Source organism: Actinocorallia sp. API 0066 (assembly GCF_020991275.1).
Taxonomy (GTDB): Bacteria; Actinomycetota; Actinomycetes; order Streptosporangiales; family Streptosporangiaceae; genus Actinocorallia.
This window is the reverse complement of the sequence record NZ_JAJLQY010000003.1, coordinates 497,915-512,892: the sequence shown is the minus strand read 5'-3', so window position 1 is coordinate 512,892 and position 14,978 is coordinate 497,915. Positions and strand designations below refer to the sequence as shown.

Annotated in this window: 15 protein-coding genes; 7 read left to right on the top strand and 8 right to left on the bottom strand. The window is 72.6% G+C overall.

The genetic code is table 11. From position 1 onward, the window contains the following. Positions 1-2 precede the first annotated feature (2 nt). From LO762_RS10145 to LO762_RS10125, 5 genes are all read left to right on the top strand, one after another. Positions 3-674, top strand: a complete 672-nt coding sequence (locus tag LO762_RS10145; RefSeq protein WP_230614271.1) for a cysteine hydrolase family protein — start codon at positions 3-5, stop codon at positions 672-674. Then, positions 671-2,065, top strand: a complete 1,395-nt coding sequence (atzF, locus tag LO762_RS10140) for an allophanate hydrolase (protein ID WP_230614270.1) — start codon at positions 671-673, stop codon at positions 2,063-2,065. The genes LO762_RS10145 and atzF overlap by 4 nt, the downstream gene beginning before the upstream one ends. After that, entirely contained in the window at positions 2,052-2,513 is a 462-nt protein-coding gene (locus tag LO762_RS10135; RefSeq protein ID WP_230614266.1) for a PPC domain-containing DNA-binding protein, read from the top strand. Before atzF ends, LO762_RS10135 begins: the two co-directional genes overlap by 14 nt. Before the next feature lie 96 nt (positions 2,514-2,609). Then, positions 2,610-3,242 carry a helix-turn-helix domain-containing protein gene (locus LO762_RS10130; RefSeq protein ID WP_230614264.1) on the top strand — a complete coding sequence of 211 codons (633 nt, stop codon included), beginning with the start codon at positions 2,610-2,612 and terminating at the stop codon, positions 3,240-3,242. Further along, positions 3,203-4,384, top strand: a complete 1,182-nt coding sequence (locus LO762_RS10125; protein WP_230614262.1) for an NADH:flavin oxidoreductase — start codon at positions 3,203-3,205, stop codon at positions 4,382-4,384. The genes LO762_RS10130 and LO762_RS10125 overlap by 40 nt, the downstream gene beginning before the upstream one ends. 64 nt (positions 4,385-4,448) lie before the next feature. Here the strand turns inward: LO762_RS10125 and LO762_RS10120 are convergent, their stop codons facing one another. The 3 genes from LO762_RS10120 to bluB all read right to left on the bottom strand — a co-directional run bounded on the left by LO762_RS10120 (position 4,449) and on the right by bluB (position 8,544). Beyond that, entirely contained in the window at positions 4,449-5,339 is an 891-nt protein-coding gene (locus LO762_RS10120; protein WP_230614259.1) for a hypothetical protein, read from the bottom strand. A 209-nt stretch (positions 5,340-5,548) separates the two neighbouring features. After that, a complete protein-coding gene (locus LO762_RS10115; RefSeq protein WP_230614257.1) occupies positions 5,549-6,526 on the bottom strand; it encodes an aldo/keto reductase in 978 nt (325 codons plus the stop codon). A gap of 101 nt (positions 6,527-6,627) precedes the next feature. Then, positions 6,628-8,544, bottom strand: a complete 1,917-nt coding sequence (gene bluB, locus LO762_RS10110; RefSeq protein WP_230614255.1) for a 5,6-dimethylbenzimidazole synthase — start codon at positions 8,542-8,544, stop codon at positions 6,628-6,630. A 56-nt stretch (positions 8,545-8,600) separates the two neighbouring features. On the opposite strand from bluB, the gene LO762_RS10105 reads away from it, so the two are divergent. Then, positions 8,601-9,950, top strand: a complete 1,350-nt coding sequence (locus tag LO762_RS10105) for an NAD(P)/FAD-dependent oxidoreductase (protein WP_230614252.1) — start codon at positions 8,601-8,603, stop codon at positions 9,948-9,950. Here the strand turns inward: LO762_RS10105 and pgm are convergent. After that, entirely contained in the window at positions 9,908-11,548 is a 1,641-nt protein-coding gene (gene pgm, locus LO762_RS10100) for a phosphoglucomutase (alpha-D-glucose-1,6-bisphosphate-dependent) (RefSeq protein WP_230614250.1), read from the bottom strand. The two genes, LO762_RS10105 and pgm, sit on opposite strands and share 43 nt — an antisense overlap. Before the next feature lie 30 nt (positions 11,549-11,578). After that, positions 11,579-12,388, bottom strand: coding sequence for an Fpg/Nei family DNA glycosylase (locus tag LO762_RS10095; protein ID WP_230614248.1), 810 nt, complete (start codon positions 12,386-12,388; stop codon positions 11,579-11,581). Between the two features lie 61 nt (positions 12,389-12,449). On the opposite strand from LO762_RS10095, the gene LO762_RS10090 reads away from it, so the two are divergent. Then, positions 12,450-13,052 carry a TetR family transcriptional regulator gene (locus tag LO762_RS10090; RefSeq protein WP_230614246.1) on the top strand — a complete coding sequence of 201 codons (603 nt, stop codon included), beginning with the start codon at positions 12,450-12,452 and terminating at the stop codon, positions 13,050-13,052. On the opposite strand, the gene LO762_RS10085 is transcribed toward LO762_RS10090, so the two are convergent. The 3 genes from LO762_RS10085 to LO762_RS10075 all read right to left on the bottom strand — a co-directional run bounded on the left by LO762_RS10085 (position 13,015) and on the right by LO762_RS10075 (position 14,950). Beyond that, positions 13,015-13,662, bottom strand: a complete 648-nt coding sequence (locus LO762_RS10085; protein ID WP_230614244.1) for a class F sortase — start codon at positions 13,660-13,662, stop codon at positions 13,015-13,017. The genes LO762_RS10090 and LO762_RS10085 overlap by 38 nt on opposite strands. After that, positions 13,655-14,176 carry a hypothetical protein gene (locus tag LO762_RS10080; RefSeq protein ID WP_230614239.1) on the bottom strand — a complete coding sequence of 174 codons (522 nt, stop codon included), beginning with the start codon at positions 14,174-14,176 and terminating at the stop codon, positions 13,655-13,657. Before LO762_RS10080 ends, LO762_RS10085 begins: the two co-directional genes overlap by 8 nt. A gap of 135 nt (positions 14,177-14,311) precedes the next feature. Next, positions 14,312-14,950 carry a carboxymuconolactone decarboxylase family protein gene (locus LO762_RS10075; RefSeq protein ID WP_230614236.1) on the bottom strand — a complete coding sequence of 213 codons (639 nt, stop codon included), beginning with the start codon at positions 14,948-14,950 and terminating at the stop codon, positions 14,312-14,314. Positions 14,951-14,978 lie beyond the last annotated feature (28 nt).

Genomic DNA, 14,978 nt, shown 5'->3' with positions numbered 1-14,978 from the left:
TGATGGCGCAGCCCTACGCCTGGCCCTACGACGGGACGTTCACGCCCGAGAAGACCGCGGTCATCTGCATCGACTGGCAGGTGGACTTCTGCGGCAAGGGCGGGTACGTCGACGCCATGGGCTACGACCTGGAGCTCACCCGCGCGGGCCTGGAGCCCACCGCCCGGGTGCTGGACGCGGTGCGGCCGCTCGGCTTCACCGTCATCCACACCCGCGAGGGGCACCGGCCCGACCTCGCGGACTGCCCGCCGAACAAGCTCTGGCGGTCCAAGGGCATCGGCGCGGGCATCGGCGACGAGGGGCCGCAGGGACGCATCCTCGTCCGGGGCGAACCCGGCTGGGAGATCGTGCCCGAGGTCGCGCCCGTCGAAGGCGAACTCGTCATCGACAAGCCGGGCAAGGGCTCGTTCTACGCCACCGACCTCGATCTGCTGCTGCGGACGCGCGGCATCACGCACCTCATCCTCACCGGCATCACCACCGACGTGTGCGTGCACACGACGATGCGCGACGCCAACGACAGGGGATACGAGTGCCTGCTGCTCACCGACTGCACGGGCGCGACCGACGTCGGCAACTACGAGGCGGCGCTGAAGATGATCACCATGCAGGGCGGCGTGTTCGGGGCGATCGCGCCGTCGTCGGCCCTGCTCGACACCTTGGGAGGCACATGACCGGCTCGCTGTCGGTGGCGGAGCTGTCCCGGTGCTACGGCACCGGGACGGCCCGGCCGGAGGACGTGGTCAACGAGGTCTACGACAGGATCGAGGCGCGGGGCGAGGACCACGTCTGGATCACGCTCCGGCCGCGCGCGGAGGTGCTCGCCGAGGCCGCCGCCCTGCCGGACGGACCCCTGTACGGGGTGCCCTTCGCGGTCAAGGACAACATCGACGTCGCGGGGCTGCCCACCACCGCGGCGTGCCCCGGGTACGCCTACACGCCCGACGTCTCCGCGCCCGTCGTGGACCGGCTGCGCGCGGCGGGGGCGCTGCTCCTCGGCAAGACCAACCTCGACCAGTTCGCCACCGGCCTGTCGGGCACCCGCAGCCCGTACGGGTCGTGCGAGTCGCCGCTCGTGCCGGGCCTCATCTCGGGAGGGTCGAGCTCCGGGTCGGCGGTCGCGGTCGGCGCGGGCCTCGTGTCGTTCGCGCTCGGCACCGACACGGCCGGGTCCGGCCGGGTGCCCGCGGCGTTCACCGGGACGGTCGGGCTGAAGCCGTCGCGGGGGCTGGTGTCCACGCTGGGCATGGTTCCGGCGTGCGCCTCGCTGGACTGCGCGAGCGTCTTCGCGGGGTCGGTGCCGGACGCCTGGACGGTCCTGTCGGTCATCGCCGGGCCCGTCGCGGGCGACCCGTGGTCGCGTCAACTGCCGGTCGGCGGGTTGACGGCGTCCGGGCCGCTGCGGGTCGGGGTGCCGCGCCGCCTGGAGTTCTTCGGCGACGGGGCGGCGGCGGTGGCGTTCAAGGAGGTCCTGGCCCGGCTGCGCGACCTCGGCCACACCCTCGTGCAGATCGAGTTCGACCCCTTCCTCCAGGCGGGCAGGCTCCTGTACGGGGGCGCCTGGCTGGCCGAAAGGCTCACCGCCGTGGGCGCGTTCACCGAACGGCACCCCGAGGCCGTCCACCCGGTGACGCGCAGGGTGCTGCGGCCCGGGTCGTCGATGACGGCCGCCGACGCTTTCGCCGACGCGCACCGCCTCCAGGAGCTACGGGCCCTCACCCGCGACACCTGGAAGCGGATCGACGCGCTCGCGGTGCCCACCGTGCCGACGACCTTCACGCACAAGGAGATGCGCGAGGACCCGATCGGCCGTAACAAGGTGCTCGGCCACTACAGCACGTTCGCGAACCTGCTCGACCTCGCCGGGATCGCGGTGCCCGGCGGGATGACCCCTGCGGGCCGTCCGCACGGGCTCACCCTGCTCGCGCCCGCCGGGAAGGACGCGCTGCTGGCGTCGGCCGCCGCCGCGTTCTGCGGGACGCCGGTGGGCGCCGCGCCCGCCATCGCCGCGACGGGCGGCGGACCCGACGTCGCCGACCTGGAGGGAGCGCATGCGCAGCAGTGAGCTGAAAGCGGGCCGCACGTTCGGCGTCGTCTTCGACCCGGGCGACGACTTCTTCACCGCGCTCGCCGCCTTCTGCGCCGACAACGACGTCAGGCAGGGCTACATCCCGATGTTCCTCGGCGCGTTCTCGTCCGTCGAGGTCATCGGGACGTGCGAGCGGGTCGCCGACCCGATGGCGCCGGTGTGGACGCGGGTGCACGCCGCGAACGTCGAGGCCGTCGGCTGCGGGACCCTCGCCTGGGACCCTGAGCGGGGCCTGGCGGTGCCGCACGTGCACATCTCGGTCGGCATGAAGGAGCGTTCGGCGCAGGCCCTCACCAGCCATCTCATGGCCGCGACGGTCCAGTTCGTCGCCGAGCTGATGGTCGTCGAGGTCGCCGACCCGCCGATGCGCCGCCCGCCGAATCCGCACATGTACGACGTGCCCCTCCTGGAGTTCCAGGGATAGCGCGGAGTTCCAGGGGTGGGGGCGATGCCGGAACCGGTCAATCAGCGATTCCATCACTGATTGACCGGGCTCGGGCGGGCGTGGTGCACTTGCGGCGTGACGATCGCCGACGCGCCCGGACGGCTGCTGGACGCCGCCGCCGAACTCTTCGCCGCCCAGGGCTACGACGCGGTGTCGGTGCGCGCCGTGAACAAGGCCGCCGGGATGAACCCCGCCGCCGTGCACTACCACTTCGGCTCCAAGGAGGCGCTGGCCACCGCGCTCCTGGAACGCGGTCTCGGCGACCTCTGGAGCGCCCGGCTGACGGAACTCGACGGCCTCCTGCGCGGCACCGGGCCCGTGCGGGCGTCCCGGATCGCCGCCCTCCTCGTGGAGCCCCTGGCCGCGCTCGCCGCCGACCCGGCGCGGCGCTGGCTCGTCGGGCTGCTCGCCCGGCTCGTCCGCGCCGGGCATCCGCTGCCGTGGCGGTCGGCGTGGTCCCACCCCGAACCCTGGGCCGCCCTCCTCGCCCGCGCCGTCCCCGGCCTGCCGCCTGAGGAGGCCGCCTTGCGATGGCGGCTGGCCCGTGACCTCGTCCTGCACACCTACGGCGACGCGGCGGACGACCCGCCGCCCGCCGCGAGCGTCGCGGCGTTCGTCGCCGCGGGACTCGACGCGCCCCTCCCACCCCCCGCGAACGGAGCGCCCCCGTGCCCGACCCCTTCAGCCCCGCCAGACTCGGACCCCTGAACCTGCGCAACCGCCTCATCAAGGCGGCCACCTTCGAGGGCCGCACCCCCAAGGCCCTCGTCTCCGACGACCTCATCTCCTTCCACCGGACGATCGCGGCGGGCGGCGTCGGCATGACGACCGTCGCCTACTGCGCCGTCGCACCGGAGGGCCGCACCGAACGCCGCCAGATTTACCTGCGCCCCGAGGCCGCTCCCGGCCTCACCCGGCTGGCCGAGGCCGTGCACGCCGAGGGCGCGGCGATCTCCGCCCAGATCGGCCACGCGGGGCCCGTCGCCGACGCCCGCTCCAACCGCCTGCCCGCGCTGTCGGCGTCGCGACGGCTCAGCCCCCTGACGTTCCGGTTCGTCCAGGCCGCGACCGAGGACGACCTCGCCAGGATCACCCGCGCCCACGCCGACGCCGCCGCACTCGCCGCCGACTGCGGCTTCGACGCCGTCGAACTCCACTTCGGCCACAACTACCTGGCGAGTTCCTTCCTGAGCCCTCGCCTGAACAAGCGCGGGGACGCCCGTGGAGGCTCCCTGGTCAACCGCGCGAGCGTGGCAAGGCAGATCGCCGAGGCGGTCAGGGCCCGCGTCGGCGACCGGATCGCGGTCCTCGCCAAGATCAACATGTCCGACGGAGTCCGCGGCGGCCTCACCGAGGCGGACGGCCTTGCCTTCGCCCTCCTCCTGGAGTCCGACGGCCACCTGGACGCCCTGGAACTCACCGCCGGAAGCTCCCTGCTCAACCCCATGTACCTGTTCCGAGGCGACGCCCCCGTCAAGGAGTTCGCCGCCGCCTTCCCCCAACCCGTGCGGACCGCCCTACGCCTCTTCGGCCGCTTCTTCCTCCACACCTACCCCTACGAGCCCGCCTACCTCCTCCCCACAGCGCGCCGCTTCCGCGCCGAACTCAAGATGCCCCTCATCCTCCTGGGCGGCCTCACCGACCGCCCCTCCCTCAACCTGGCGATGTCGGAGGGCTTCGACTTCGCCGCCCTGGGCCGCGCCCTCCTCATCGACCCCGACCTCCCCAACCACCTCCACCAGAACCCCTCCGCCACCTCCGCCTGCACCCACTGCAACCGCTGCATGCCCACCATCTACCAGGGCACCCACTGCCCCCTCTCCACCACCTTCCACCCCCCACCCCGCTGACCACACCACAAGCCGCACGACGTCCTCCGAGAGCGGACGCCGTGCGGCTCGAACCCTCCTCGGCTCAGCCGAACAGGTCGTCGGCCGAGGTCGCCGTGGCGCTCGCCTTGAGCCATCCCCCGAGCGTCGTGAGGTCGGTGCAGGCCAGGACGCGTTCGCGCGTGGCCTCGTCGACGGCCACGCCGCGGGCGCTGAGCACCGTGAGCACGGCCTCAGCCTCGATCTCCGGCCGCGCCTCGGCGATGATCCTGGGCCGGGCCCTGGCGATGATCTCCGGGCGGGCCTCGTCGATGATCTTGGCTGAGAGGGGGAATTCTGTGGCGTTCTTCATGACGGCCTCCAGCATCGTGCGGATGGCGGGCGCGGAGATGTTCCAGCAGAAGTTAGCGTAAGCCTCGGAGTGCTCCTGGGGGAACTTCTTGAGGGCTTCCGCGAAGGCGTTGATCGTTTTCGGGTGGGTTTGTCCGTGTGCGTGGACGCTGAACATGGCGATCTCGATATGGGCGGCTGCCTCGGCCGGGTCGGTGACGACGGGGAGGCGCGCGGGGCCGACGGAGTGGGCGTGGAAGGTGTAGCCGGGCAGGCTCGTGGAGATGGGGGCCGCGTAGTAGTCGGCGGTCTTGTCGTCGGGGGCGAAGAGCAGGACGTGCACGGGGCGCCGGATCTGCAGCCACATCGAGGCCGCGTAGCGCGCGAGCTGTGTGCGCTTCGCCGCGATCCGGGTCTGCTGGATCTCGACGATGACGCCGTGCGAGGGCGCCCGCGGTGGGCCCACGGTGATGACGGTGTCGGGGGTGAAGTCGTCTGACGGCCGGGTGTTGAAGTCGTTGGACTCGACCCGGGCCGGGGAATGGGGGGAGATGCGCACGCCGCAGAGGTCGTGCAGCACTTCCAGCGCCAATGTCGGACGTCTCCGGAAAACCGCGTTCAGGGAGTCGTGATGTGGTGAAGGCATGGGAGTGAAGTTACCGGTGGTGCAGGGTACTCGCTTGTGCTTTATGGAATTCAGCGGAAAGGTCTGATCCATTTAAATTTGCACCAACTGTCCCTTTTATCGGGAGGCTTTGGGGTGCGGGGCCGGGCCATCAAGGTGGCGCCGGAAAGAACCTTACTGTGTAAAGGGGGTGGCCTTGGGGTGTCGCGTCAGGGGCGCGGGGGGCTGGGTCAGTAGCGGGAGCCGGTTACCTGGGTGGCCAGGGGGTTGAGGCGGGTGAGGTCTTCGGGGGTGAGGGTGAGGGTGGTGGCGGCGGCGTTCTGTTCCAGGTAGGTGGGGCGTTTGGTGCCGGGGATGGGGACGAGGTCGTCGCCCTGGGCGTGGACCCAGGCGAGGGCGACCTGGCCGGGGAGGGCGCCGTGGGCGGCGGCGATGTCGCGGACGGTGGCGACGAGGGCCTGGTTGGCGTCGAGGGCCTCGGGGGTGAAGCGGGGGATGTTGTGGCGCATGTCGTCGGAGGACAGTTCGGTGGTGCCGGTGACGGTGCCCGTCAGGAAGCCGCGGCCGAGCGGGGAGAACGGCACGACGCCGACGCCGAGACGGCGCGCGGTGGGCAGGATCTCGTCCTCGATGCCGCGCGTCCACAGCGAGTACTCGCTCTGCAACGCGGTGATCGGGTGGACGGCGTGCGCCCGCTCCAGCTCGGCGGCCGACACCTCCGAGACGCCCAGGTACCGGACCTTGCCTTCGGCGACGAGTTCGGCCATCGCGCCGATGGTGTCCTCGATCGGCGTCTTCGGGTCGGGCCGGTGCAGGTAGTACAGGTCGATCCGGTCGGTGCGCAGCCGCCGCAGCGAGCTCTCGCAGGCGCGCCTGACGTACTCGGGCGACCCGTCCGGGTGGATCTGGATCCGTCCGCCCTCGGTGGTGATGTCGCGGATGCCGAACTTGGTGGCGATGACCGCCTCGTCCCGGCGGTCGCGCAGCGCGTATCCGAGCAGCTTCTCGTTCGCGCCGAACCCGTAGATCCCGGCGAGTCCGTAGACGTCGGCGGTGTCGAAGAACGTGACGCCGAGTTCGAGGGCGCGGTCGATGGTGGCCAGCGACACGGTGTCGTCGGCGACCCCGTAGGACTGGCTCATGCCCATGCACCCGAGCCCCTGCGCCGAGACCTCGAACCCCTGCGAGCCCAGATCGACAGTCCGCACGCCGCCTCCCGAAAAGATCGTTTCCGCACGATCTTAGTGCTCACGGGGGCGCTACCAGCAGGAAATACCAGAACGAGACTTTCAGCAGGTGGTGCGGGGGGTCAGGGGGTGGTGCGGGCGGTCTCTGTCCTGGTGCGGAGCGCGGCGAGCAGCAGCGCGGCGGCCATCGCCCCGCCGACCCCCTCGCCCGCGCGCAACCGCAGGTCGAGCAGCGGTTCGAGGCCGAGCGCGCGCAGTACGGGCGGGTGCCCGCGCTCCCGGCTGCGCTGGCCCGCGACGAGGTGCGCGGCGACGCCCGGCACGATCCGGACGGCGGTGAGCGCCGCGACGGACGTCGCCAGCCCGTCCAGCAAGACGGCGGCGCCCCGCGTGGCGGCCCCGAGCACCACCCCGGTGAGGACGGCGAACTCGCCGCCGCCGAGCGCGGCGAGCAGGTCGAGGGGGTCGCGCCGGTCACCGGCCCTGGCCAGCGCGCGCGCGACGACCTCGCGTTTACGCTCGACCATCGCGGTGTCGGAGCCCGCGCCGAGCCCGACGGTCCGCTCGGCGGGCAGCCCAAGCAGCCCGGCCGCGAGGGCCGCCGCGGGCGTCGTGTTGCCGATCCCGGCCTCGCCGAGCACCACGAGCCCGCGCCCGGCCACCCGCTCGCCGATGGCCTTCCCGGCCTCCACGAGGAGCCTGACGGCGGCGCCGCTGAGCGCGTCCTCGGTGACGAGGTCGCCCCGCGCCCCCGTGTCCCTGACGGCTTCCGCCATGATCCCGTCGAACTCGTGCTCGCCGGGGGCCGCGTCCCACACGCCCGCGTCCAGGGCGATGACGTCGAGGCCCGCCGCCCGCGCCGCCGAGGCGCCCTGGGAGACCCCGGCCCGTGTCGCGTCGAGGATCTGCCGGGTCACCGAGGACGGGAACGCCGACACCCCGTGCCGCGTCACCGGGTGGTCGGCCGCCGCGACGACGAGGCACCCTCCGGCGAACCCGGCGGGCCGCACCGCGAGCACCCGGTCGAGCGCCGTGTCCAGCACGCCGAGCGCCCCCGGCACCGCCAGCAGCGCGTCGGCCCCGTCCCGCGCCGCCACGACCGCCTCCGGCCCCGGAGCCGAGAACCCCCCGCCGCCCGGCGCCGAGACGTGCCCGGCCACGGCCTTCGCGTCGGGTCCGGGGGCCGCGAGGGCTCCGTCACTCGGCGCCGATACGGCCACCGTGTCGGGTCCGGGTGCCGTGGAGGCTCCGCCGCCCGGCGTCGGGTCGGGTTCGGGGAGGTGGTTGGGCGGGGAGTCGGGGGAGTCGGCGGGCCAGCGGTCGGTGAAGGTGACGGTGTCGAGGGGGAGGCGGCGGGACCAGCCGCGCCGTTCCAGGCCGGGGGAGGGGGGCCGTTCGTCGGGCCAGCCGAGGCAGAGCCAGCCGAGGGTGGTGACGCCGGGTGGGAGCCCGAGCAGGGCGGCGAGTTCGGCGGGCTGGAAGAGGGTGACCCAGCCGAGGCCGAGCCCTTCGGCGCGGGCGGCGAGCCAGAGGTTCTGGATGGCGCAGGCGCAGGACCACAGGTCGGCGTCGGGGAAGGTGGCGCGGCCGAGGACTCCGGCGGCGGGGGTGCGCCGGTCGCAGCAGACGACGACGCCGAGCGGCGCGGCCCTGATGCCCTCAAGGCTGAGGTCGCGCAGGCGGCGGCCGCTCTCCTCGTCCATGAGGTCGGCCTGGGCGAGTTTCTCCCGCTCCGCCATGAGCGCCGCCGCGTCCCGGACGGCGGCGTCGCGGACGATCACGAACCGCCACGGCTGGCTGTGCCCGACGGACGGCGCGGTGTGCGCGGCCGCCAGGACGCGCCGGAGGGTCGGGTCGGGGACGGGGTCGGGCCGGAACCGCCGGATGTCGCGCCGGGCGTCGGCGACGTCGTAGAAGGCGGCGCGGACGGCGTCGGGGAAGGCCCAGGCGGAAGGATCAGCGGCCCGCTCCACCGCCGCCGTCGCATCCCCGATGAGGGGTATAGGGCGGTTCCAGGTCGTCTGATCCGATCGTGACATACATCCGAAGATATTCCTGTTTGTTTCCGGGCCGGTCCACCGGGCACGGGACCCGTATGACGAAGCGCATTCTGATCGTCGGCGGCGGCTACGTGGGCCTTTACACCGCGCTCAGACTCCAGCGGAAGCTGCGCGGCCCGCTGAGACGCGGTGAGGTCGAGATCACCGTCGTCGATCCGCACGGGTACATGACCTACCAGCCCTTCCTCCCGGAGGCCGCGGCCGGGAACCTGGAGCCACGGCACGTGATCGTGCCACTGCGCCGCGTCCTGCGCCACTGCAAGCTGATCAACGGACGGGTCACCAGCATCCGGCACGCCGAACGCCGCGCCACCGTGGAGATCGTCGCGGGCGAGGCGTGGTCGGTGGACTACGACTACCTCGTCTTCGCGGTCGGCTCGGTCTCCCGGACGCTCCCGATCCCGGGCCTGGCCGAGCACGGCATCGGGTTCAAGACGATCGAGGAGTCCATCAAGCTGCGCAACCAGGTGCTCGGCCTCCTGGACCGTGCCGCGTCCACCCGCGACGAGGCGGAGCGCCGCCGCTGCCTGACGTTCGTGTTCGTCGGCGGCGGCTTCGCGGGCGTCGAGGCGCTCGCCGAACTGGAGGACATGGCGCGCGACTACCTGAAGTGGCTGCCGCCCCTGCCCGTCCGGCCCCGCTGGCTCCTGGTGGAGGCGAGCGACCGGATCCTCCCCGAGGTCGGCCCCGAGCTGGGCGTCTACACCGTCGAGCAGCTCCGCGAACGCGGCATCGAGGTGCTGTTGGACACCCGCCTCACCTCGGCCGTCGGCGGCCGGGTGGAGCTGTCGGACGGCCAGGTCTTCGACGCGGCGACGCTGGTGTGGACGGCGGGCGTCAAACCGCACCCGCTGGTCGGCGCGACGGACCTGCCCCTGGACGAGAAGGGCAGGGTCCAGGCGACGGTGAACCTCACCGTCGAGGGATACCCCGACGCGTTCACCGCAGGGGACAACGCGGCCGTCCCCGACCTCACCCAGCCGGGCCGGTTCACCGCGCCGAACGCCCAGCACGCCGTCCGGCAGGCCCGCCGCCTCGCCGACAACCTCGTGGCGACGCTGCGCGGCGAGGCGCTGAAACCGTACGAACACGCCTATGTCGGGTCGGTGGCGAGCCTCGGCCTGTACCGGGGCGTCGCCCAGCTGTACGGGGTGAAGGTGCGGGGGCTCCCCGCGTGGTTCATCCACCGCACCTACCACCTCGTGCGCCTGCCGACGCTGAACCGCAAGGCACGGGTCCTGGGGGACTGGACGTTCGCGCTGTTCTTCCGCAGGCAGTTCGTCGCGCTCGGCTCGTTCGGCGACCCCTACCGCGAGTTCGACATCGCGACGGGCCGCCGCCCTCAGGCGAGCGAGGCCGACACCAGGGCGCGCGCCTCCTCCTGAACCCGCGCCAGGTGGTCGGGGCCGTGGAAGGACTCGGCGTAGATCTTGTAGACGTCCTCGGTGCCGGACGGGCGCGCGGCGAACCAGGCGTTCTCCGTCCGCACCTTGAGGCCGCCGATCCGCGCGCCGTTGCCGGGCGCCTCGGTGAGGATCGCGGTGATGGGCTCGCCCGCCAGCTCCGTCGCCGTCACCTGCGACGGGGAGAGCTTGGACAGCACGGCCTTCTGCTCCCGGGTGGCGGGCGCGTCCACCCGCGCGTAGGCGGGGTCGCCGTACTTGCCGGTGAGCTCCCGGTACAGGGCGCTGGGGGTCTGCCCGGTGACCGCGATGATCTCCGAGGCGAGCAGGGCGAGGATGATGCCGTCCTTGTCGGTCGTCCAGACCGAGCCGTCGCGGCGCAGGAAGGACGCGCCCGCGCTCTCCTCACCGCCGAACCCGAGGGAGCCGTCGAGCAGGCCGGGGACGAACCACTTGAACCCGACGGGCACCTCGACGAGGCGGCGGCCGAGCCCGGCGGCCACCCTGTCGATCATGCTGCTGCTGACCAGGGTCTTGCCGACGCCCGCGTCCGCCGACCACTCGGGCCGGTGCGCGTACAGGTAGGAGATCGCGGCGGCCAGGTAGTGGTTCGGGTTCATCAGCCCGCCGTCGGGCGTGACGATGCCGTGCCTGTCGCTATCGGCGTCGTTGCCTGTCGCGACGTCGTAGGCGTCCTTGTTGCCGATGAGCGAGGCCATCGCGTAGGGGGAGGAGCAGTCCATCCGGATCTTGCCGTCCCAGTCCAGCGTCATGAACCGCCACGTCGGGTCCACCAACGGGTTCACCACGGTGAGATCGAGCTTGTGCGTGTCGGCGATGGCGTCCCAGTACCGGACGCTCGCGCCGCCCAGCGGGTCGGCCCCGATCCGCACACCCGCCCGCCGGATCGCCTCGATATCGACCACCGAAGGCAGATCCGCCACATACGTCCCGAGGTAGTCGTACTCCTCCGCGGTGCCGATCGCCTTCTGGAACGGCGTCCTTTTGACGTCCTTCAGCCCGCCCTCGATGAGCGCGTTCGCCCGGTCCTGGATCCACGAGGTGGCGTCGGTGTCGGCCGGGCCGCCGTGCGGCGGGTTGTACTTGAAGCCGCCGTCGCGCGGCGGGTTGTGCGACGGCGTCACCACGATCCCGTCCGCGAGGTGCCCGGTGCGCCCCTTGTTGAACGCGAGGATCGCGTGCGAGACGGCGGGGGTGGGCGTGTACCCGTTCTGGTAGCGGACCGTGACGCCGTTGGCGGCGCACACCTCAAGGGCGCTCACCCACGCCGGGTCGGACAGCGCGTGCGTGTCCGCCCCCAGGTAGAGCGGCCCGTCCGTGCCCCGCGCCGCCCGGTACTCGCAGATCGCCTGCGTCGTCGCCAGGATGTGCGTCTCGTTGAAGGCCGCGTCCAGCGCGGAGCCGCGGTGCCCCGACGTCCCGAACGCGACACGCTGGCCCACGTCCCCCGGATCCGGCTTGATCGCGTAGTAGGCCGTCACCAGCCATGCGACGTCGATGAGATCCCCCGGCTGGGCCACTGTGCCCGGACCACGATTGCCCGCACGCTCATGCACCATGAACCGATCTTAGTCGGGCACCCTGACGTTTCAGGCGCGGCCCTGGCACGTCGGGCACCAGAACAGGTTCCGGGCCTGCACGGTGCCCGTCCTGACCTCGGTGCCGCACACCAGGCACGGCAGCCCGGCCCGCCGGTACACGTACACCTCGCCGCCGTGCGCGTCCTCGCGCGGCGGCCTGCCCATCGCCTCGGGCAGGTGCTCGGGACGCACCGTGTCGATCCGGCCGCCCGCGACGCCGTCGGCCATGAGCACGACGAGGTCGTCCCAGATGGCCTTCCACTGCTCGTCGGTGAGGTCGCGGCCGGGAAGCAGCGGGTCGAGCCGGTGCCGGAACAGCACCTCGGCCCGGTAGATGTTGCCGACCCCTGAGATCACCTTCTGGTCCATCAGGAGGGTCGCGATCGGCTGACGGCTGCGCGCTATCGCGTCGCGGGCGCGCTGGCCGTCCTCGGCGGGGCGCAGCGGGTCGGGGCCGAGCCGCGCGTGCAGCACGTCCTTCTCGCCGGGCGTCAGCACCTCGCACACCGTCGGGCCGCGCAGGTCCGCGTAGGCCGTCGTGTTGGCCAGCCGCAGCCGGATCTGCCCGACCGGCGCGGGCACGGGCGGCTCGCCCCAGGCGACCTTCCCGTACAGGCCCAGGTGGACGTGCAGCCACCCGGCCGGGAACTCCACGAACAGGTGCTTGCCGTGCGCCTCCGCCCCAGCGGGGGTCTGGCCGTCCAGGAGCACGGCGCCGTCCGCGAACCTGCCCTGCGGGCTCTCCGCGACGACGGGACGGCCCGCGAACGACGCGCCGTAGCGGCGCGCGAGCCGGTGGATGACATGACCTTCGGGCACGGGCCGACGATACCGGGAGCCGAATGGCGTCCGGGACGGACCGACCCGTAACGTACGGTCCGTGAGCGCGCGAACCAGCAGACGTGACCCGGACCGCCGCCGCGCGCTGCTGGAGGCCGCCGACGCGGTCATCGGCAGGGAGGGCCCCGAGGCGTCGATGGCGGCGATCGCGGCTGAGGCGGGCGTGAGCAAGCCCATCCTGTACCGGCACTTCGGCGACAAGAGCGGCCTCTACCAGACCCTCGCCGAGCGGCACAGCCGCGTGCTCATCGAGGCGATCCGGGAGTCGATGCGCAGGGACGCGGGCGGGATGCGCGGGCGCGTCCACGACGGCATCGACACCTACCTGGCGCTCATCGCCGAGAACCTCCACTTCTACCGGTTCCTCATGCACCGGGCGCGGGCGGAGGACACCGCGACGCACAGCGTCATGTCCACGGTGATGCACAGCCTCGGCCGGGAGATAGCCGACCTGCTGCTGGCCGACGCGGGGGTGCACGACCCGGCGCGCGCCCAGGTGTGGGGGCACGCGATCGTCGGCATGGTGCAGAACGCGGGCGACTGGTGGCTCGACCACCCCGACGTGGAACGCGCCTCCGTCGTCGCCGCGCTCACCGACCTCGTGCTCAGCGGCCTTCCGGCGGCCGCGGTGGCTTCTTCCTAGCGCCGCGCGCCTCCACGAGGTGCGCGTAGATGATGACGTTGTCGCGGAAGTGGCCGCGCCGCTCGTCGAACGTGCCGCCGCAGGTGACCAGGCGCAGGCCCGCGTACCCGACGCGGCCGTAGACGCGCCGCGTGGGGAACAGCGCCTTGTGCACCTGTTCGAGGGCGTCCACCTGGAACACCGCGACGCTGCCGTCGGCGCGGTCCACGAGGATCCTGTCGTTCGCGCGGATGCGGTGCGCGTTGTGGAAGACGGCGCCGCCCTTGTTGTCGTCGTAGTGCCCGACGATGATCGCGGAGCCACGGGTGCCGGGCAGGGCGCTGCCGTCGTACCAGACGGCCTCGTCGGCGCGGGACGCGGCGGGCACCGCGATGCCGCCCTGCCGGTTCTCGCCGACCGTGCCGATCTTCGCGTCGACCTTCGCGGACGGGACGCGGAGCCGTTTCGGCAGGGCGGCGGGCATCGCCTCGCCGTCCGGGACGTCCCAGATGGCCTGCGGCCCGCCGAACTCGCGGTACCGGGGCGGCTCCCGGTGCTCCCAGCCGCGCGCGGCCAGCGCCACCCCCGCGACCGCCAGCACCCCGGCGACGACGGCCGTGGCGCTAGGCACGGGTGGCGCGGATCCTGCGCACGAGCAGCAGGGCGGCGGCGGTGCCGAGCAGGCCGAGCCCGGCCAGGCCGGTGGCCGTCGGCCCGCTCCCGAGCGATCCGCCGAAGCCCGTCTCGGGGCCCTGCCCGTAGCAGCGGCCGTGCCACTGGCCGTTCTCGTCCTGCCAGCAGCGGTCCGAGGACGCCTGCTTGACCGTCACCGCGCCCTCGATCTTCCGTTTGGACGGCGAGCAGGTGAGCGTGATCAGGTGGGTCTCGTAGGCGGCGTTGCCGGAGATCGTCACCGAGACGTTCGCCTCGCCCTGCGTCACGGTCGTCTCCACCTTGGGGAAGGCCGAGGAGCTGATGGTCGCCTCGCCGTCGGTCTCCCGGCAGTTGTCGCCGGTGGACACCCCGATGGTCTGGCCGCGCTTGGCGCTGCTCGGGTTGACCTCCAGGCCCCCGTCGGCCAGCGCGGGCCCCGACGACAGCAGCAGCGCCGCCCCGAGACCCCAGCCGAGCACAGCGCCGCGCATCGCCCCACCTCCGGATGATCAGAAGTCACAGACGAGGAGGTCATTCCCGATCACCCCCGATACCCGACCCGCGCGCGGCGCGTCTTTACCCGAGCTTTGCCCGCCCGCGCGGGCCTCGGTGCGGCACCGGACGGGCTAGGCGCCCGCGAGGTCGTCGGCGATGTCGCGGCTGCCGTAACCCTCGGGTGCGGGGATCTCGGTGATCGGGTCTTCGCGGTTGTCCCATTCGAGGCGGAGTGCCTTGGTCATCGTCGCGTGCATCTCGTAGAGGCACGTCGTGTAGGTGAGTTCGAGGATCTGCTCGTCGGGCAGGTGCCGCTTCAGGACCGCGAACACCTCGTCGTGGACGCGGCCGCCGCCCAGGACCAGGGCGTCGGTGTAGGCCAGGACGGCCCGCTCCAGCTCGTCGAACTGGTCGCTGACCTCCCAGGACGCGACAGCCGCGATCTTCGCCTCCGGGACGCCAAGGGCCCGCATCTGCTTACAGTGCTGGGAGTAGACGAACTGGCTGCCCCGGCTCCAGCCCGCCCGGGTCTGGCCCAGCTCGCGCAGCAGCGGATCGAGCTTGACGCCCCGGTACACCTGGAAGCCCTGCACGCAGTGCTTGAAGACGGCGTGGTCGAGCGCGAACACCGTCCACCAGTCGCCCGGCGTGCCCGTGGCCGTCCCGGGCGAGGCGACCGGATCGACGTCGGGGCCGAACAGGCGGTCGTAGAAGAACAGGACGAGCTTGTCGTCGGTCTCGGCGCGGCCGACCTGGCGCAGTCGTGGCACGGCGGATCTCCTCGCGGGGGGTGGGGTG

Bases quoted from the DNA above. Each gene is read 5' to 3' on its own strand.
- LO762_RS10145 (WP_230614271.1), top strand. From the start codon at position 3: ATGGCGCAGCCCTACGCCTGGCCCTACGACGGGACGTTCACGCCCGAG.
- atzF (WP_230614270.1), top strand. From the start codon at position 671: ATGACCGGCTCGCTGTCGGTGGCGGAGCTGTCCCGGTGCTACGGCACC.
- LO762_RS10135 (WP_230614266.1), top strand. From the start codon at position 2,052: ATGCGCAGCAGTGAGCTGAAAGCGGGCCGCACGTTCGGCGTCGTCTTC.
- LO762_RS10120 (WP_230614259.1), bottom strand. From the start codon at position 5,339: ATGCCTTCACCACATCACGACTCCCTGAACGCGGTTTTCCGGAGACGT.
- bluB (WP_230614255.1), bottom strand. From the start codon at position 8,544: ATGTCACGATCGGATCAGACGACCTGGAACCGCCCTATACCCCTCATC.
- LO762_RS10105 (WP_230614252.1), top strand. From the start codon at position 8,601: ATGACGAAGCGCATTCTGATCGTCGGCGGCGGCTACGTGGGCCTTTAC.
- pgm (WP_230614250.1), bottom strand. From the start codon at position 11,548: ATGGTGCATGAGCGTGCGGGCAATCGTGGTCCGGGCACAGTGGCCCAG.
- LO762_RS10080 (WP_230614239.1), bottom strand. From the start codon at position 14,176: ATGCGCGGCGCTGTGCTCGGCTGGGGTCTCGGGGCGGCGCTGCTGCTG.